The organism is Arthrobacter sp. MSA 4-2 (genome assembly GCF_016405885.1).
In the GTDB taxonomy this organism is placed as follows: Bacteria; Actinomycetota; Actinomycetes; order Actinomycetales; family Micrococcaceae; genus Arthrobacter_D.
On sequence record NZ_JAEKGC010000001.1, the window covers coordinates 370,085 to 388,224 of the forward strand.

Annotated in this window: 13 protein-coding genes and 1 tRNA gene; 12 read left to right on the forward strand and 2 right to left on the reverse strand. The window is 70.8% G+C overall.

Annotated features, from left to right (window positions below; translation table 11 throughout):
• The first annotated feature begins 74 nt into the window (after positions 1 to 74).
• The 8 genes from rsmA (at position 75) to I6N91_RS01645 (ending at position 13,745) form a co-directional block, all read left to right on the forward strand.
• On the forward strand, positions 75 to 950 hold the full coding sequence (gene rsmA / locus I6N91_RS01610; RefSeq protein ID WP_374058886.1) for a 16S rRNA (adenine(1518)-N(6)/adenine(1519)-N(6))-dimethyltransferase RsmA: 876 nt from the start codon (positions 75 to 77) through the stop codon (positions 948 to 950).
• A 46-nt stretch (positions 951 to 996) separates the two neighbouring features.
• Positions 997 to 1,968 carry a 4-(cytidine 5'-diphospho)-2-C-methyl-D-erythritol kinase gene (locus I6N91_RS01615; protein ID WP_198810147.1) on the forward strand — a complete coding sequence of 324 codons (972 nt, stop codon included), beginning with the start codon at positions 997 to 999 and terminating at the stop codon, positions 1,966 to 1,968.
• A 38-nt stretch (positions 1,969 to 2,006) separates the two neighbouring features.
• Positions 2,007 to 3,830, forward strand: a complete 1,824-nt coding sequence (locus I6N91_RS01620) for an ABC-F family ATP-binding cassette domain-containing protein (protein ID WP_198810148.1) — start codon at positions 2,007 to 2,009, stop codon at positions 3,828 to 3,830.
• A gap of 119 nt (positions 3,831 to 3,949) precedes the next feature.
• Positions 3,950 to 6,004, forward strand: a complete 2,055-nt coding sequence (locus tag I6N91_RS01625; protein WP_198810149.1) for an Hsp70 family protein — start codon at positions 3,950 to 3,952, stop codon at positions 6,002 to 6,004.
• 6 nt (positions 6,005 to 6,010) lie between these two features.
• Entirely contained in the window at positions 6,011 to 8,626 is a 2,616-nt protein-coding gene (locus tag I6N91_RS17445; protein ID WP_307843194.1) for a LuxR C-terminal-related transcriptional regulator, read from the forward strand.
• A gap of 359 nt (positions 8,627 to 8,985) precedes the next feature.
• Positions 8,986 to 10,323: an IniB N-terminal domain-containing protein gene (locus tag I6N91_RS01635; protein ID WP_198810150.1), complete on the forward strand. Its 1,338-nt coding sequence runs from the start codon at positions 8,986 to 8,988 to the stop codon at positions 10,321 to 10,323.
• 111 nt (positions 10,324 to 10,434) lie between these two features.
• The gene (locus I6N91_RS01640) at positions 10,435 to 12,261 is read left to right on the forward strand and encodes a dynamin family protein (protein WP_198810151.1); all 1,827 of its coding nucleotides are present in this window, start codon (positions 10,435 to 10,437) and stop codon (positions 12,259 to 12,261) included.
• Positions 12,258 to 13,745, forward strand: a complete 1,488-nt coding sequence (locus I6N91_RS01645; RefSeq protein ID WP_198810152.1) for a dynamin family protein — start codon at positions 12,258 to 12,260, stop codon at positions 13,743 to 13,745. The genes I6N91_RS01640 and I6N91_RS01645 overlap by 4 nt, the downstream gene beginning before the upstream one ends.
• Before the next feature lie 49 nt (positions 13,746 to 13,794).
• Here the strand turns inward: I6N91_RS01645 and I6N91_RS01650 are convergent, their stop codons facing one another.
• Positions 13,795 to 14,391 carry a hypothetical protein gene (locus I6N91_RS01650; protein WP_198810153.1) on the reverse strand — a complete coding sequence of 199 codons (597 nt, stop codon included), beginning with the start codon at positions 14,389 to 14,391 and terminating at the stop codon, positions 13,795 to 13,797.
• Between the two features lie 121 nt (positions 14,392 to 14,512).
• Between I6N91_RS01650 and I6N91_RS01655 the strand changes: the two genes are divergently transcribed.
• Positions 14,513 to 14,650, forward strand: a complete 138-nt coding sequence (locus tag I6N91_RS01655; protein WP_198810154.1) for a hypothetical protein — start codon at positions 14,513 to 14,515, stop codon at positions 14,648 to 14,650.
• 26 nt (positions 14,651 to 14,676) lie between these two features.
• On the opposite strand, the gene I6N91_RS01660 is transcribed toward I6N91_RS01655, so the two are convergent.
• The gene (locus tag I6N91_RS01660; protein WP_198810218.1) at positions 14,677 to 15,273 is read right to left on the reverse strand and encodes a TetR/AcrR family transcriptional regulator; all 597 of its coding nucleotides are present in this window, start codon (positions 15,271 to 15,273) and stop codon (positions 14,677 to 14,679) included.
• A 144-nt stretch (positions 15,274 to 15,417) separates the two neighbouring features.
• Here I6N91_RS01660 and I6N91_RS01665 point away from each other — a divergent pair.
• The 3 genes from I6N91_RS01665 (at position 15,418) to I6N91_RS01675 (ending at position 18,110) form a co-directional block, all read left to right on the forward strand.
• Positions 15,418 to 15,489, forward strand: a tRNA-Gln gene (locus I6N91_RS01665).
• 75 nt (positions 15,490 to 15,564) lie between these two features.
• Positions 15,565 to 17,133 (forward strand): bifunctional UDP-N-acetylglucosamine diphosphorylase/glucosamine-1-phosphate N-acetyltransferase GlmU, encoded by a 1,569-nt coding sequence (gene glmU, locus I6N91_RS01670; RefSeq protein ID WP_198810155.1) that lies wholly within the window; start codon positions 15,565 to 15,567, stop codon positions 17,131 to 17,133.
• A complete protein-coding gene (locus tag I6N91_RS01675) occupies positions 17,130 to 18,110 on the forward strand; it encodes a ribose-phosphate diphosphokinase (protein ID WP_120166887.1) in 981 nt (326 codons plus the stop codon). Before glmU ends, I6N91_RS01675 begins: the two co-directional genes overlap by 4 nt.
• Positions 18,111 to 18,140: the final 30 nt, after the last annotated feature.

An 18,140-nucleotide genomic window follows, 5' to 3' on the forward strand; every position in this document is an offset into this window, starting at 1 on the left:
TGCGGAGCGCGGCGGCCCCGGCCCGCCGGGCGCCGCTGGACCGGCGGAGGCCGGCCGGCGGCTACCATAACTAGGTGACAATGCCTTCGACACCGCCGCCGCCCGCACCGCTGCTCGGTGCAGCCGACATCCGCCGGCTGGCGGCGGAGCTCGACATCCGGCCCACCAAGACGCTCGGCCAGAACTTCGTGATCGACGGCAACACCATCCGCAGGATCGTCGCCTCGGCCCAGCTGGGCGAGGGCGAGACGGTGCTCGAGGTGGGCCCCGGGCTGGGCTCGCTGACCCTCGGCCTGCTCGACGCCGCCGAACGCGTCGTGGCCGTCGAGATCGACCCCGTCCTGGCCGGCCGGCTTCCGGCCACGGTGCGGCAGTGGCGCCCGGAGCGGGCGGACGCGCTCGACGTCGTGCTGGCCGACGCCCTGCGCGTCACCGAGCTGCCGCACCCGCCGACGGCCCTCGTGGCGAACCTCCCCTACAACGTCGCGGTGCCCGTGGTGCTGAACCTGCTCGCCCGCTTCCCGTCGCTGCGTTCGGGCCTGGTCATGGTGCAGGACGAGGTGGCCGACCGGCTCGCCGCGGGCCCGGGGTCGAAGGTTTATGGTGTCCCCTCGGTCAAGGCGGCATGGTACGCGCGGATGGCCAAGGCCGGGGTGATCGGCATGAACGTCTTCTGGCCCGCGCCCAAGATCGCCTCCGGGCTGGTGCGCTTCACCCGGCACGACCCGCCTGCCACGACGGCGTCCCGCGAGGAGGTCTTCGCCGTCATCGACGCCGCGTTCGCCCAGCGCCGCAAGACCCTGCGGGCGGCCCTGTCCGGCTGGGCCGGCAGCCCCGTCCTCGCGGAGCAGGCCCTCGTGCGGGCCGGCGTCGACCCGACGGCCCGCGGTGAGGTGCTCGACATCGCCGCCTACGCGCGGATCGCCGAGGGGAAGGCCCCAACCGCCTGACGGCCGCGATTTTCCGCACGGAAGCCGGTGATCTAAGTTTGACCCTATGGAGTCGGTAAGAGCTGGACAGTTGCGGGGTGGCCCGCGCAGGGTCCGGGTCCGGGCTCCGGGCAAGATCAACGTCTCCCTGCGGGTGGGCCCTCCCCGCGAGGACGGCTACCACGGGATCGCCAGCGTGTTCCTCGCCGTCTCCCTGTATGAGGAGGTCACGGCGACCCAGATGGACGGCGACGGCGTCACCGTCAGCGTCAACGGCCAGGGCACCCTCAACCTGCCCCTCGGCGCGGTTCCCCTCGATGCCACCAACCTCGCCGTCCGCGCCGCGCAGCTGCTCGCCGAGGTGAGCCCGGGATCGACCGGCGTGCACCTCGACATCACCAAGCGCGTGCCCGTCTCCGGCGGGATGGGCGGCGGCTCGGCCGACGCTGCCGCGGCGCTGCTCGCCTGCGACGCCCTCTGGGGCAGCGGCTTCTCCCGGGACGAACTCGCGAAGATCGCCGTGAGCCTTGGCGCCGATGTCCCCTTCGCGCTGCTCGGGGGCACCGCCGTCGGCCTGGGAGTCGGCGAGCAACTGACCCCTGCCATCTCCAAGACACCGCTGCACTGGGTGCTGGTGCCGGCGGACTACGGCCTGTCCACCCCCCAGGTGTACCGGCTGCTCGATGAGATCCGGCTGCGCACGGGGGCGCAGGCGCCGCTCCAGCCCGAGATCGATCCGGCCATCCTCAGCGCGATGCGGGCAGGAAACGCCACGGCCCTGGCGCCGCTGCTCCACAACGACCTCCAGGAACCGGCGCTGGAACTCGCGCCGGGCCTTGGCGATATCCTTGAAGCAGGAACAAAGGCCGGCGCCCTCGCGGGGATCGTCTCCGGCTCCGGACCGACAGTCGCGTTCCTGGCCCGCAGCGCGGGGCATGCCGTCGACCTCGAGTCCCGGCTCGAGGCCGCGGGGATGAACGCCACCGCGGTCCACGGCCCGGCGCACGGCGCGCGGATCGCCACCGACACCGCCGGCTGAGCCAGCCGGCCAACACCCCTTACCGAAAGCAGTTCGCATTGGCACACCTTCTCGGCGCTGAAAACCTCGGCGTCGCCTTCGTTACCCGCACCATCCTCGACGGGGTGTCCCTCGGCCTCGAGGACGGCGACCGCATCGGAATGGTGGGGCGCAACGGCGACGGCAAGTCAACGCTCATGCGCCTGCTCGCCCAGCGCACCACCCCCGACTCGGGGCGCGTCACCCGGCGGCGCGACGTGAGCGTCGGCTACCTCGACCAGACCGATGTGCTCGACGGCTCCCTCACCGTGGGCGAGGCGATCGTTGGGACCCAGGATGACCACGAGTGGGCCTCAAGCCCGAAGATCCGCGACGTCATGGGCGGGCTCGTCTCCGAAGTGGACTGGCACGCGCCGGTCTCCTCGCTGTCGGGCGGCCAGAAGCGGCGGGTGGCGCTGGCGAAACTGCTGATCGGCGACCACGACGTGATCATGCTCGATGAGCCCACCAACCACCTCGACGTCGAGGGCGTGGCCTGGCTCGCCGGGCACCTGAAACAGCGCTGGCGCCCCACCGAGGGCGGGCTCCTCGTGGTGACCCACGACCGCTGGTTCCTCGATGAGATCAGCACCCGCACCTGGGAGGTCCACGACGCGATCGTCGACGGGTTCGACGGCGGCTACGCCGCGTACGTCCTCGCCCGCGCAGAACGGGACCGGATGAACGCGGTCATCGAGAGCAAGCGCGTCCAGCTCGTCAAGAAGGAGCTCGCCTGGCTGCGCCGCGGCGCGCCTGCGCGGACCGCGAAGCCCAAGTTCCGCATCGAGGCGGCCAACGAACTGATCGCCGACGTCCCGGAGCCGCGCGATACGCTCGCCCTCAACAAGATGGCGATGTCCCGCCTCGGCAGGGACGTGCTCGACCTCGAGGACATCAGCCTCTCCATCGACGCCGGCGGGCAGGAACGCCAGTTGTTCTCCAACGTGACCCTGCGCCTGGCGCCGGGGCAGCGCCTCGGTCTGGTCGGGGTGAACGGATCGGGCAAGACGACGCTGCTGCGCATGCTCAACGGCGAGGTGGCACCGACGAAGGGGCGGCTGAAGCGCGGCAAGACGGTGCAGACCGCCGTGCTGTCCCAGGAGGTCCGTGAGCTCGACGAGCTGGGGGACAGCCGGGTGATCGAGGTGATCGAGGCCGAAAAACGCGTCTTCAGCGTCGGCGGCAAGGAGGTCTCGGCCAGCCAGCTCGTCGAGCAGCTCGGCTTCACCAACGAGAAGCAGTGGACCCGCGTCAGCGAACTCTCGGGCGGGGAACGCCGGCGGCTCCAGCTGCTGCGGCTGCTCGTGGGTGAACCGAACGTCCTGATGCTCGACGAACCGACGAACGACCTTGACACCGACACCCTCTCGGCCATCGAGGACGTCCTCGACGGGTGGCCCGGGACCCTCGTTGTGGTCTCCCACGACCGGTACCTCCTCGAACGGGTCACCGACACCCAGATGGCCCTGCTCGGCGACGGGCGCCTGCGCGACCTTCCCGGCGGGGTGGACCAGTACCTCGAGCTGAGGCGGGCCGCGCCGTCCCTCGCGGTGACCGGAGCCTCGGCGTCTCCCGCCGTGTCGAAGGACAGCGGTGCGGGGAACGGATCGTCGGAGGCCGACCTGCGCCAGGCCCGCAAGGACCTCGCCCGGATCGAGCGGCAGATCACCAAGATCGATGCCCAGAAGGGCAGGCTTCACCAGCAGATGGAGGAGGCGGGCGCGAAGCCCGACGCCGATTTCGAGTACCTCGCGGACCTGAATGCGAAGCTCAAGGCACTCCAGGAAGAAACCGACGGATTGGAAGAGCAGTGGCTGCTCGCCGCGGAGGTCCTGGGCGAGTAGTCCGCACCTAAATATGAGTAGCGGTTACGCGGAATTTCCGTCGAAAGCCGCGGAAGCCCGGTGTTAGCTTGAAGTTGCCCCGTGGTGACCGAATACGCTCATTTTTTTAGGAATTCTGTATGCCGTACGTCCTAGGCGTTGATATCGGAACGAGTTTCACGGCCGCCGCGATCACCCGCCTTGGCGGCGACTCGGTAGCGACGCCATCCACTCTCGGCCTGGGACTGCGCGGAGGTGCGGTGCCCACGGTGGTGTTCCTCGGCGAGGACGGGCAAATGCTCGTGGGGGAGGCCGCGGAGCGGCGCGGGCTTGAGTGCCCCGAGCGCATGGTGCGTGAATTCAAGCGCCGGATCGGCGACCCGGTTCCCTTCGTGGTCGGCGGGGTGAGCGTCGCCGCCGAGGACCTGTTCGCCACGATGGCACGCTGGGTCGTAGACCGTGCCGGGGAGCGCGAAGGCGAGCCTCCCGTGGCGGTGACCGTCTCCCACCCGGCGGGCTGGGGCGGTCATCGGACGGGCCTGGTCCGGGCTGCGCTGGCCGGCGTAGGGCTTGCCGACGTCATGCTCCTGAGCGAACCGGAGGCGGCCGCCCTTCACTATGCCTCCCAGGAGCGGATCGAGCCGGGCAGCACGATTGCCGTCTACGACCTCGGTGGCGGAACCTTCGACGCCGCGGTGCTGCGCAAGAACGATACCGACACCTTTACGGTGCTCGGGCGGCCCGGCGGCATCGAGCGGCTCGGCGGAGCCGACTTCGACCAGGCCGTCTTCGCCCATGTGGCCGCCGGGGCCGGACCGGCTTTTGCGGACCTCGACGTCTCCGACCCCGGGGTCCTTTCGGCCCTCGCACGGGTCCGCCGGGAATGCACCGAGGCAAAAGAGGCTCTGTCCGCCGACTCAGAGGCGACCATCCCGGTGCTGCTGCCCGGGGCGCACACCTCCGTGCGGCTCGTCCGGTCCGAGTTCGAGTCGATGATCGAGGATCCGGTGCGCTCGACCGTCGAGGTGCTCGCCGGGGTCCTCGAGGCCGCCGGAGTTGAGGCCGCCGACCTCGACGCGATCCTGCTGATCGGCGGCTCCTCAAGGATTCCCCTGGTTGCCGAACTGCTTTCGGAGGAGCTGGAGCGGCCGATCGCCATCGACGCCGACCCCAAGGCATCGATCTCACTGGGAGCCGCGTTCGCCGCCGCCGGGCTCGTGGAGGAGGATCTCGACGGGGACGACGGGGGAGTGCCGGCCGGTGCGCCCGGGAGTCCCGAGCGGCCCGCCATGGCCTCTGGTGCGCCGCCGGTCCTCGCCCCGGCCGGCGCCGGAACCGTCCGTTCCCGCACGGGCGTGCGGATCGGGGCGGTGGCCGTGTCCGTCGCGCTGCTCACCGGTCTCACGGCGACGGCGGCACAGAGCCCGCGGTTCTTCGGGGGCCTGAGCGCCGCTGCGGAGGCCGATTCCAGCACGGGCCCCCGCAGTTCCCCGACCGGAGAGCCGACGGGCGGCGGCGGGAAGCCGGACACACCGGACAGGACCTGGTTCTCGCAGCTGACGGATCCGGCCGAGCCGCCGGCCGCGGCCAACGGAGTCCCGGCAGGGATTGCCGCGCTCGGACCGGGCAGCGGATCCGGTGCAGCCGCGACGCAGGGGGATTCCGGGGCGGGCGATGATGATTCGCTTCCCACCGGAGGGAAGAGCCTCGCAGGCATCGCCTCCGCTGACCCCGGTACGGCGGGCGCGGGCGGCAGCGGAGAACCGTCCGCCGCGCCGGCCCCCGGAACCCCCGATCCGACTCCGGGCACCCCACCCAGCTCGCCGTCCCCGTCCCCGGTGCCGGAGCCGACGCCGCCGCCGGTGACCCAGCCGCCGGTGACCCAGCCGACGCCGCCGCCGGTAACCCAGCCGCCTCCGACGACTGAGCCGACCCAGCCGCCGGTGACCCAGCCGCCTCCGACGACCGAGCCGACCCAGCCGCCGGTGACCCAGCCGCCGGTGACCCAACCGCCTCCGACGACTGAGCCGGCGCCGCCGCCGGTGACTCAGCCGCCTCCGTCGCCGACAACTGAGCCGGCGCCGCCGCCGACCGGTCCGGTGCCCACGCAGTCCGCCCCGGTGGATCCCAGCCCGGAGCCCAGTGCGGCCATCGAGACCGCCCCGGCCCCACCGCCGGCCGCACCGGAAGGCTGACTGGAGGTGCAGGGAGGAAGTCTGGGGGTCTCACTGCCGTGTCCGCTGCGGAGAACGGTTGCCGCGTCCTTCCTCGAGGCCGCGGACCGGTCCGCGGCCGATCCGCAGCGGCGTCTCGTCGCGGGGATCTCCGGCGCCGGCGGATCAGGCAAGAGCGCCCTTCTCGACCTTGCCGAGGAACGCTACCGGGACGCCGGAATCGGCGTCGTGCGCGGCCCTGCCGCCCTCGAGACTGGATTCGGTGAAACCGAATTGGACGGTGCCCGCCGGGCCGTCCTCGTCGATGACGCCCACCTTCTCGACGACGCCGCGCTTGCCCGGATCCACTCGATTCTTGAGGACCGCTCCGACGATGTGATCGTTTCCTACCGGGGCTGGCCCCGGAGCCCGGCACTGGAGCGCCTCGCCGCCGTTCTCGAACAGCGCCATCCGCCGGTGGTGCTGGGTCCGCTGGGCACGGACGATCTCGCCCGCTATCTCGGTGCCGCCCTGGGCGACCCGGTGCCTGCGGCGACCCTTGAGCTGGTGGCGGACCTCACGGGCGGGATGCCGTGGCTCGTGCAGCGGGTCACCGCGGGCCTGCAGCGGGAGCCCGGCGGAACGGGCTCCGCCCCGGAGGTTCCCCGCGGTGTCATGGACCAGCTCGGCTACGACCTCGACGGCGTCGACACCGCGCTGCGCGAACTGCTTCTGGCGATGGCCGTCGGCTTCGTCCCGCCGCGGCAGGTCCCGCCCGGGCTGGCGGCGGCCGGTACCCCGGTCGATACCCTGCTCGCCCGGGGCCGGGCCGGTGGGATGCTGCTTCCCGATGGACGGCTCGCCCCCCTGATCCGCCGCGCCCTGCTCGCGGCCACTCCGGCCTACCGCGTCCGGGAGCTGCAGCACTCCCTCGTGGACCTGTTGACGGACGGGGAACTGCGGTCCTGGGAGGTTGCCCGCGGACTGGCCCGCGACGGGCTGCAGCACCCCCGGGTGGCGGCTGCGCTCGTGGCCGCGGCCGACGCGGAGCTGCCCGACGCACCGGAGGCCGCGGCGGTGCTGTACGAGGAGGCGGGCGCCGCCGGCGCCGACGGGCTCTCCACGGCGGCGCGCCGGGCCCAGGCTGCCGCAGCTTCGGGGGACCTCGACGGCGCGTGCAGGATCCTTGACCATCTGCTCGCCCAGGAGGAGGCGCCGGACATCGCACGCGCCGCCGACGTCGCCGCGTCCGTGTGGGCCCAGCGCGGCATGCTCGCCCGCGGAGCCGATGTGTACCGGTGGCTGGGGGAGGGGCGGGCCGGGAGTTCCGCCGCCCTGGCCGCAGTCACGATGATCGGCAGCGGCGACAGGGAGGGAGCGGAAAAGATGCTCGGGGGAACCGCGCAGGACGGCTCCCCGACGGTGCGTGCCGTCTCGGTCGCCCTGATGGGGCGGGGCGTGCACACCTCGCTGGGGCCCGCTCCGGCGCAGGCCCTGCCGGGACTCATCCGCGCCTCCGACATGATGACCGCCTCGGGCCAGACGCTTCCCCTGCCCGACCTGCCGGCCGCGCTCGCCGCCCTGGCGGCACTCAGCAGCGGTGAGCTCGAGCTCGCCGAATCGGTCCTTGATGCGGCGCTCGCCGGTGGGCAGGGCGGACCGGTGGCCCGCCCACGGCTGCTGCTGCTGCGGGCATGGACCGCACTGCAGCGGGACCTGCCCGGCGAGGCCCGGTCCTTCGCCGCCGAGGCGGTCTCCGGCCCGGGCACGCTCGTCCCCCGGGACGAGTTCTTCCTCACCGCACTCGAGGTGGCGCTGGCGCGGCGGACCGGCGATGTCCCGGCCCTGGTAGGCGCCTGGCAGCGGGCCCGCGAGGGCATCCTGCGCGTCTCGATCGACCTTTACCTCCTCCTGCCCCTCGGCGAACTCCTTGTCGCCGGCGCCCGACTGCGCGACGCGGCCCGGCTCGAATTCCCGCTCGCCGAGGCCTGGGCATTGCTGGAGCGGCTGGGCCACCCGCCGCTGTGGTCGGTCCCGCTCCACTGGGCGGCGGTCCAGGCGGCGCTCCTTTCGGACCGGCCCCAGGACCTTGCCCCGCATGCGGCGGCCCTGGTGCGCAGCGCCGGACGTTATCCCCTGGCCGCGGTGCTCGCCACCGGGGGCCGGGTATGGATTTCGGTGCTGGCCGGCCGCTTCGAGGTCTCCGCCGTTGAGAACGCAGCGCGCGGGCTCGCGGCCGCCGGCTATACCTGGGACGGGTCGCGCCTGGCGGGCCAGGCCGCGTCGCGGGCCGACGACCGGAAAGACATGGCCCGCCTGATGGCCTGCGCCCGGGACCTGCACCCGGCCCCCGATACCGCGGCCATGCCGTCATCCCGGCCCGCGGCCGGTGCCACCCGTCCGGCAGCGCCGGGGCCGGGGCCGGGCGCGGCCGCGGGATCGGACGGGTCTGGGCTGAGTGCCCGCGAGCGCGAGGTCGCCCGGCTCGTGCTTGAGGGCAGGACCTACCGGGAGATCGGCCAGGCGATCTTCATCTCTCCGCGCACCGCCGAGCACCACATCGCACGCATCCGGCGCCGCCTCGGAGTGACCACCCGCGCCGACCTGCTCGACCAGCTGCGCGTCGCCCTGGCCCGGGCCGAGAAGGGACCGGGCGGGGCTTAGGGGCTCCGGCGGGCGTCGGGGCAAAAACGCACCCGATTGCGACACCGGCGCCGGATATAACGGGTGCGCCGGTCGTTTTCTGGTGCGCCGGTCGTTTCCGGGTGTGCCGGTCGCACCGAGGTGCGGTCTTCCGGCCGGCGCCCGCCCCGGTGGTCGCCCAACCCACTCTTCCGGTGCGCGGAGTGCCCGAATACCCCGTACCCCCAGCGTCCGCGACGCCCAAACCCCTATCCGAGGAGTCCCCGGCAGGGGAGGAATCCCCGATGGCGGCGGACGGCGCCGGTCCTAGATTGAATTCAGGCGATCCAAGCATCGGCGCTCTCAGAACAACCGATCATCACCAAGCAGGGGAACCCAAAATGCCAACTCTCGCAACGACTCTTCTCGAATTCCTGATGAACCTGTTCAAGGACCCCGAGGCCGCGGCGGCCTTCAAGGCGGACCCCGAGGGGGCCCTCGCCGACGCCGGGCTGGGAGGTGTCTGCATGGAAGACGTCGATGCGGTCCTGCCGGTCATCCTCGACTACGCCCCCGTCGCCGTGAACTCGTCCTTCGACCGCGAGTACAACACCGGCGGCAATGACTCCACCATCGAGGCGCCGATGAGCGGCAACGCCGGCTCGGTCAGCGTCGGCCCGATCACCGGCGCAGGCCACAGCCACGGCGATGACGATGACGATGACCACGGGCATGGCGGCGGCCGAGGCCACGATCACGATGACGACGACGACGACGATCATGGCCACGACGACTACAACGATCATGGCCACGCGGTCCAGACCCTAACCCACGTGATGAACAACTACTCCTACACGTCGACCATCGATGACCGGGACACCATCACCGACCAGTCGGTCAACCAGAACATCTGGGCCGACGGCGATGTCACCCAGTTCTTCGACAACGACGCCATCGTCGCCTCGGGCGATGACGCCATCGCGGCCGAAGGCGACGTCGAGGTCGACAACTCCGTTGACGAATCCACTGACAACTCCACCACGGTTCACGCCGGGGATGACGCGCACATCGGCATCGGCAACACTGACGTCGACGTCGAGATCGATGACTCCTTCAATGAGGACAACGACGTCACCGAGGATTCCTACAACAAGGACAACTCGGTCAACGACTCCTACAACGAGGACGAGTCGATCAACGACTCCTACAACGAGGACAACGACGAGGACAACGACATCAACGACTCGTACAACACGGACGTCGACGTCGAGTTCGAGGACTCGTTCAACGAGACCACGGACGAGTCGACGACCACGGTGCGGGATTCGAACAACGACAATTCGACGACCGTCGACATCGACGACTCCTTCAATGAGGTCGACAAGTCCGTCACCGACCACTCGACCAACACGGACCTGGACGTCGAGATTGAGGACTCGTTCAACGAGGTCGACGTCACGGATTCCTACAACGAGACCACGACGACCACCGAGACCGAGGTCGTCATCGACGAATCCTTCAACACCGACAAGTCGGTCACCGTTGATGAATCCTTCAACACCGACAAGTCGGTCACCGTCGACGCTGAGTTCGACGAGTCCTTCAACGACACCTCCACCGAGGTTGTCGTGGACGACATCACCACCGAGTTCACCTCGATCGACGAGTCGGTCGTCCTGACCGACACCGAGGTCACCGCCGACGAAGGCGGCGAGGTGGACCTGGAGGCCGATTCATAGCAGCCTCCCGCAAGTTTGTCTCAAGAAGAACGGCCCGGCCCGGCAGGAAGCGTGCTTCCCGCCGGGCCGCTCTGTAGTCTCGAGTCATCGTCTTTCCCGGGAGGTGCACCTGTGGCCGAGCTGGTTCAGCTTGTGGAGCGCGGCATCGAACTGGTGCATGCGGGAGACAGGGCGGATCTGCGCCGCCGCCTCGAATCGACCCGGGGCCGTCTCCTCGACGCGGCGATCCGGGTGATCGTCGTCGGAGAGTTCAAACAGGGCAAGAGCCAGCTCATCAACGCCCTGGTCAATGCGCCCGTGTGCCCGGTGGATGACGACATCGCCACTTCGGTGCCCACCGTGGTGCGCTACGGTGAGCAGCCCTCGGCCGTCCTCGTGGTGCCCCGGGACGCCGACCCGGCGGCTGACGGCGGGCCCGCGCTGGAACGGCAGCCGGTCGACCTGGCCGACATCGCCTCCTACGTCTCGGAGAAGGGCAACCCCGGCAACGAGCGCCGGCTCGTGGCGGCCGAGGTTTCCCTTCCGCGCAAGGTCCTTGCCGGAGGGCTTTCCCTCGTCGATTCGCCCGGGGTCGGCGGCCTCGATTCGGCCCACTCGCTGACGACACTCACCGCTCTGCCGACGGCCGATGCGATGCTGCTGGTGTCCGACGCCTCCCAGGAATACACCGAACCGGAAATCCGCTTCCTGCGCCAGGCCCTGCGGGTCTCCCCAAATATCGGCTGCGTCCTGACCAAGACCGACCTCTACCCGCAGTGGCGGCGGGTCGCCGAACTCGACCGGGTCCACCTCGACCGGGTCCGTCCGGGGATTCCGCTGATCCCGGTGTCCTCCGACCTGCGCCTTCACGCGGCCCGCCTGAAGGACAACGAACTGAATGCGGAGTCGGGCTTCCCGGCGCTGGTGGCCTACCTGCGCTCGAACATCCTCGGCTCCGCCGAAAGGCTCCAACGCCGCTCCGTCGCCCAGGACCTGCTCTCAATCACCGAGCACCTGCGCCTGTCGCTGACGTCGGAACTCGGCGCGCTCGAGGACCCCGAACGGACCCCGCTGATGATCGCCGGGCTTGAGGCCGCCAAGGAGCGCGCCGATGAGCAGCGCCGGAGGTCGGCCCGCTGGCAGGTCACCCTCAACGACGGCATCAGCGACCTCATCGCCGACATGGAGTACGACCTGCGCGACCGGCTGCGCAGGATCCAGCGCGAAGCGGAGCAGGCGATCGACGAAGGGGACCCGGGGCCGACCTGGGACCAGTTCGCCCAGTGGCTCGAGCAGCGGGTCGCCTCGGCGGTTTCCGATACCTTCGTCTGGACCAGTGAACGCTCCGCCTGGCTGGCCGAGCAGGTCGCCGAGCATTTCCAGCAGGACGAGGTGCGGCTGCCGGTGCTTTCGGTCTCCGACACCCAGGATGTCCTGAGCCCCGTCGAGAAGGTGCCGACGCTCGACCCGGGCAGGGTGGGCCCCCTGCAGAAGGTCCTGATCGGCATGCGCGGATCCTACGGCGGCGTCCTGATGTTCGGGTTGCTCACCGGCATCGTCGGCATGTCCCTGATCAACCCCTTCTCGGTGGGAGCCGGGCTCCTGTTGGGACGCAAGGCCTACCGGGAGGACAAGGAGGCGCGGCTCAAGCGCCGGCAGGGCGAGGCGAAGGCGCTCGTGCGGCGGCAGATCGACGACGTCGTCTTCCAGGTGGGGAAGGAACTCAAGGACCGGTTGCGCCTGATCCAGCGCGCCACCCGCGACCACTTCTCCGAAATCGCCGAAGAGCACCACCGTTCGCTGGGCGATTCGGTGGTGGCGGCACAGAAGGCCGCAGCCACCTACGCCCTCGAACGGGAGCAGCGGATGCAGCAGATCCGGGCCGAACTGAAGCGCGTCGATGCCCTGCACGCCGAGGCCCGCGCACTGGAAGGTGACCCCGCGGCGGCCCGGCCGTGACCGACGGCGTGGGCGCGGCGGTGGCAGCGCTCGTCCGCGACGCCCAGGAGGTGTACGGGGCGGACCCTGCGGCGCTGGCGGTGCTCTCGGGCTATGACCGGCGGCTGCGCGAACCGCTCCGCGTCGCCGTCGCCGGGATGGTCAAGGCGGGCAAATCCACGCTGCTCAATGCGGTGATCGGCGAAGAGATCGCCCCCACCGACACCGGGGAATGCACCCGGGTCATCACCTGGTACCGCCACGGGGACACGCCCCGGGTGACCCTGCACCCGCTTGACGGTGCCCCGCGGGCGCTGCCCGTGCGCCGGGTGGAGGGACGGCTGCAGCTCGACCTCGGCGGCACCCCCGCCGAGGAGGTGGACCGGCTCGTGGTGGAATGGCCGGCCCGGGCCCTGCGGGACCTCACGCTCATCGACACCCCCGGGATCGCGTCGCTGTCGCGGGAGGTTTCCGCGCGCTCCCTGGGGTTCCTCACCCCGGGCGACGCGCCGTCGGAAGCCGACGCCCTGATCTACCTGATGCGCCACCTGCACGCGAGTGACCTCGGCTTCCTCGAGTCCTTCCAGGACACCGCGGCGGGACAGTCGGGCACGGTCAACGCGCTGGCGGTCCTCTCGCGGGCCGACGAGGTCGGAGCGGGCCGGATCGACGCGCTGCTGGCCGCCCGCGAGGTGGCCGCCCGCTACCGGAACGACGCCGGCCTGCGCCGCCTGGCCCTGGGCGTCGTCCCCGTCGCCGGCCTCCTCGCCCAGAGCGCGCGGACCCTGCGCCAGAGCGAGTTCGCCGCCCTCGCCGCGCTTGCACGGCTGGAGCGAGGGGACCGCGAGCGCCTCCTCCTCTCGGCCGACCGGTTTGTCCGGGAGGACGCGCCCGGGGGCGTTCCCGCGGGGGAGCGCGCCGTTCTGCTTGAGCGGTTCGGCCTGTTCGGGGTCCGGCTCGCGTGCGTGCTGCTCGGCGGGGGCATCGGCGAGCCGACGGCCCTGGCCCGCGAACTGGCCCGGCGCAGCGGCCTCGACGACATCCTCCGTGCTCTCTCGGGCCAGTTCCAGGCCCGGGCGGCCCAGCTCAAGGCCCGAAACGTCCTGATCGGCGTCGACGCCCTCGTGCGCGCCCGGCCCCGGCCCGGCACCGCCGCCCTGGCTGCGTCGATCGAGCGGATCCTTGCCGGTGCCCACGAGTACCGGGAGCTGCGGCTCCTCGGCGTGCTCCACACCGGCGGGGTGGCCCTCACGCCGGACCTGGCGGCGGACGCGGAGCGGCTCATCGGCGGAAGCGGGGTGGCACCTGCGCGCCGGCTGGGACTGCGGCGGGACGCACCGGCGGATCAGGTGCGGACCGAGGCGGTGCTCCAGCTGCGCCGCTGGCGCGCCGTGGCCGAAAACCCGCTGACCGACCGGAGTGCCCTGGAGCTCTGCCAGACGGTGATCCGCAGCTGCGAGGCGTTGCTTGCCGATACCGCCCAGGAGCCGGCAGCCCCTCTCTGAACCCCTGCGTCCCGGGCCGGCAGGCGGTTCGCAGGGCCGGTGGCCGGTTTCAGCCGGAGCGGAACCACGCGTTGGCACGGGGGAGCAGGCTTGCGGCCAGCGCCGCAGCGCCGAGCAGGGCCTGCGCCACCAGGAGCAGCACGAAGTAGGTCTCAGCGCCTGGAGGGGCAAGGATCGAGCCGCCGACGGCCAGCACCGCGAGGTGCACGGGCAGGAGTGCCAGCAGTACCCACCGCGGCCAGCCGCGCCGGCGCAGCAGGACGGCGAGCAGGAGCGCTTCGATGCCGAGGAGGACCAGGAAGGCGCCCAGCCCGCCCCACCACGCAACCGAGGCAACAGTGTCAAGGGTCATCGGATCCCGGTCGGTTCCGATGCCGGACGCCGCCTCTCGCAGCCGCTCAAGCTGGGACCGGCGGTTGAGGAACGCAAGAAGGGCCGCCACAATCCCGGCCGCGAAGCTCGCCAGCCAGAGGGATCGGGCGGCCGCCACCGGGCCCGGCGGCGGCGCCGCGGCAACGATGGGTGCGGGGGCGCTCCCGGCGAGTTCCGGCCGCGGCGGAGCGGGGTGAAGCGCCGGCTCCCGCCGCCGTTCGCCCGGGGTCCCCGCCCTGCGTCCGGGACCTTCCTCGGCAGGTTCGTTCGACATGGGGGTAACTTAGCACCGGTCCCCGGCGGCCGCAGGAGAAGCCTTCTCCGAGTACGTCACCGAATGGAACGAGTAGTTTCTACTGTGGTTGGTGGGAGAAGCCGGTCCTACCCTAGGTGCCATGAGCAGCAACAGTGGAAACACAGTCCATGGCCGGCGCAGGAAGCAGGATACGCGGCCGGCCGCCGGTCGCCGGGTGGGCATCGGGACGGGCCTCGCCGTCATCGTGGTCATCGTCCTGCTGATCATCCTCTTCTGACACCGCCCCGGCGTACCGGCGGGACCTCAGGCGCTGCGCAGCTGCGGGTCGATCGACAGCCCGCTGAGCCCGTTCCAGGCGAGGTTCACGAGGTGCGCCGCCACGGTCCGCTTGTCCGGCTGGCGAGCGTCGAGCCACCACTGGCCCGTCATGGCCACCATCCCGACAAGCATCTGGGCATAGATGGCACCGTGCTGGGGCAGATATCCGCGCTTCTCAAACTCGGCGGCCATGATGTGCTCAACGCGAGCGGCGATCCGGGACAGCAGTGTGGAAAACGCGCCCTCGGGCTGGGACGGGGCGGCGTCGCGCATGAGGATGCGGAAACCGTCGGTGCTGTTCTCGATGTAGTCGAGGAGCGCAAGCGCCGCGCGCTCAAGCAGCTCACGGGACCCGGCATCGCCGGCGAGGGCGGTCGTGACGCTGCGCAGCAGGATGTGGAACTCGACGTCGACCACCTGGGTGTAGAGGCCTTCCTTGCTGCCGAAGTGCTCGTAGATCACCGGTTTGGACACCCCCGCCGCCGCGGCGATCTCCTCGATCGTGGTCCCGTCGAGGCCCCGAAGTGCGAACAGCGCCCGGCCGACGTCAATGAGCTGGGCGCGCCGTTGGGCGCCCGTCATGCGGGGTCGAACGGCCCCGTCGCCGGGTGCTGAAGGCTGGCTCACTCCTCCATCCTACGGACCGGGCCGGGTCGCCGATGGATTCCGTTCGTGGCAGACTTGATAACCGTGTGCACGTGCTGCCGTACGGCAGGGCGCGCATGGTCCGCCCTGGTGTAATGGCAGCACCCCAGCCTTTGGAGCTGTGGAGTATAGGTTCGAATCCTATGGGCGGAACGGTGGAAACGGCCCGGTACTATGACCGGGTGGCCACCCGACGGTCACACCCCCAACAGGTAGGAGCGCTTCTTCGTGAGCCATCAGGACGCCGCTGCTGCGACGGCACCATTGGAATCCTCCCCACCGGCCGCAGTGATCGTCCTCGCTGCCGGAGCAGGCACCCGGATGAAGTCGAGGACCCCGAAGGTCCTGCACCCGCTGGGGGGTCTGTCCCTCGTGGGCCACGCCCTCGCGGCGGCCCGTGCACTCGGACCGGAGGCGCTGGCCGTGGTGGTCCGCCACGAACGCGACCTCGTCGCCGGCCACATCGCCGCCCTCGACCCCGGCGCGCTGCTCGTGGACCAGGACGAGATCCCGGGCACCGGCAGGGCCGTCCAGGTCGCACTCGAGGCGCTCGACGCCCGCCACGGTGCCCCCCTCGACGGCACTGTCGTCGTCACCTACGGTGACGTGCCGCTGCTCACCCCCGCGACGCTTGAACACCTTCTGGCCGAGCACCGGGCAGGAGCGAACGCGGTGACCGTCCTGACCGCGGTCCTCGACAACGCCGACGGCTACGGCAGGATCCTGCGGGGGGCCGACGGGACGGTCACGGCCATTGTGGAGCACAAGGACGCTACCGACGTCGAGCGGGAGATCCGCGAGATCAACTCCGGGATCTATGCCTTCGACGCCGGGCTCCTGCGCACCGCCCTGGGGCAGGTCGGTGCCGACAACGCCCAGGGCGAGATGTACCTGACCGACGTCCTCGGCCTCTGCCGGGCCGCGGGCGGCCGGGTCGCCGCCGTCGTCTCCGAGGACCGCTGGCAGGTCGAGGGGGTCAACGACCGCGTGCAGCTGGCAAGCCTCGGCGCCGAGCTGAACCGGCGGATCGTCTCCGCGTGGATGCGGGCCGGGGTGAGCATCATCGACCCGGCAACGACCTGGATCGACGCCACGGCCGTGCTCAGCGAGGACACCACCGTCCTGCCGGGCACCCAGCTCCACGGGACAACCCGGCTCGAACGCGGTGCGGTAGTGGGTCCAGACACCACCCTCACCGACGTGCTCGTCGGCGAGGACGCCTCGGTGGTGCGCACCCACGGAAGCGGCGCGCGGATCGGGGCCGGCGCCTCCGTCGGCCCCTTCACCTACCTGCGCCCCGGCACGGTGCTCGGTGAGGAAGGCAAGATCGGGGCCTTCTACGAGACCAAGAACGTCACCATCGGCCGCGGCTCGAAGCTGTCCCACCTGGGCTACGCCGGCGACGCCGAGATCGGCGACTACACGAACATCGGCTGCGGAAACATCACGGCCAACTACGACGGCGTGAACAAGCACCGAACTGTCATCGGCTCCCATGTGCGCACCAGTTCGAACACCGTCTTCGTCGCGCCGGTCACCGTCGGTGACGGCGCCTACACGGGAGCCGGGGCGGTGATCCGCAAGGACGTCCCCGCCGGCGCACTGGCCCTGAGCATCGCCCCGCAGCGCAACGCCGAAGGGTGGGTCGGTACGAAGCGGCCGGGCACTGCCTCCGCCCGTGCCGCCGCGGCATCGGCCGGTGGCCCTGCTTCCGATGCCCCGGCCACCGGCCCTTCCTCCACCAGCGCCACCCCCGGCACAGTGGCGACACCAACAGAAGAGAGCAGCCAGGCATGAGCGAAATCACGGCACACGGCGAGAAGAAGCTGGTCCTGGCCTCCGGGCGCGCCCACCCCGAACTCGCGGAGGAGATCGCCGCGGAGCTTGGCACCGAACTCCTGCCGGTCTCCGCCTACGACTTCGCCAACGGGGAGATCTACGTCCGGTCGGGGGAGAGCGTCCGCGGCACCGACGTCTTCGTGATCCAGGCGCATCCGGCCCCTTTGAACAACTGGCTGATGGAACAGCTGATCATGGTCGATTCGCTGAAGCGGGCCTCCGCCAAGCGCATCACGGTTGTGTCCCCGTTCTATCCCTATGCCCGCCAGGACAAGAAGGGCCGGGGCCGCGAGCCCATCTCGGCGCGCCTGGTCGCCGACCTCTACAAGACGGCCGGGGCCAACCGGCTGATGTCGGTCGACCTTCACACCTCGCAGATCCAGGGTTTCTTCGACGGTCCGGTTGACCACCTGATGGCGATTCCGCTGCTCGCCGAATACATCCGCTCACGCGTCGATGCAGACAACGTCACGGTGGTCTCGCCGGACACCGGGCGGGTGCGGGTGGCCGAGCAGTGGGCCGAACGGCTCGGCGGTGCCCCGCTGGCGTTCGTCCACAAGAGCCGGGACCTCACGGTCCCCAACCAGGCCGTGTCGAAGCAGGTCGTCGGCCAGATCGAGGGACGCACCTGCGTGCTCATCGACGACATGATCGACACCGGAGGAACGATCTCCGGAGCCGTACAGGTGCTGAAGAACGCCGGCGCGAAGGATGTTATAATCGCCGCCACGCACGCTGTCTTCTCGGAACCGGCATCACGCCGGCTCGCCGAGTCGGGCGCGCGGGAAGTGGTCGTCACCAACACCCTGCCGATTCCCGCCGAGAAACGCTTCCCGCAGTTGACGGTGCTTTCCATCGCGCCGCTGATCGCCCGTGCGATCCGGGAGGTGTTCGACGACGGATCCGTCACGAGCCTCTTCGACGGGATCGCCTGAGCCCGCTGCTGGACGGTAGAATCCTTCCTA

Excerpts from the sequence above, each read along its gene's own strand:
- I6N91_RS01625 (WP_198810149.1), top strand. The coding sequence starts at position 3,950 with ATGCCGTACGTCCTAGGCGTTGATATCGGAACGAGTTTCACGGCCGCC.
- I6N91_RS01615 (WP_198810147.1), top strand. The coding sequence starts at position 997 with ATGGAGTCGGTAAGAGCTGGACAGTTGCGGGGTGGCCCGCGCAGGGTC.
- I6N91_RS01655 (WP_198810154.1), top strand. The coding sequence starts at position 14,513 with ATGAGCAGCAACAGTGGAAACACAGTCCATGGCCGGCGCAGGAAGCAG.
- I6N91_RS01650 (WP_198810153.1), bottom strand. The coding sequence starts at position 14,391 with ATGTCGAACGAACCTGCCGAGGAAGGTCCCGGACGCAGGGCGGGGACC.
- I6N91_RS01660 (WP_198810218.1), bottom strand. The coding sequence starts at position 15,273 with ATGACGGGCGCCCAACGGCGCGCCCAGCTCATTGACGTCGGCCGGGCG.
- I6N91_RS01635 (WP_198810150.1), top strand. The coding sequence starts at position 8,986 with ATGCCAACTCTCGCAACGACTCTTCTCGAATTCCTGATGAACCTGTTC.
- I6N91_RS01675 (WP_120166887.1), top strand. The coding sequence starts at position 17,130 with ATGAGCGAAATCACGGCACACGGCGAGAAGAAGCTGGTCCTGGCCTCC.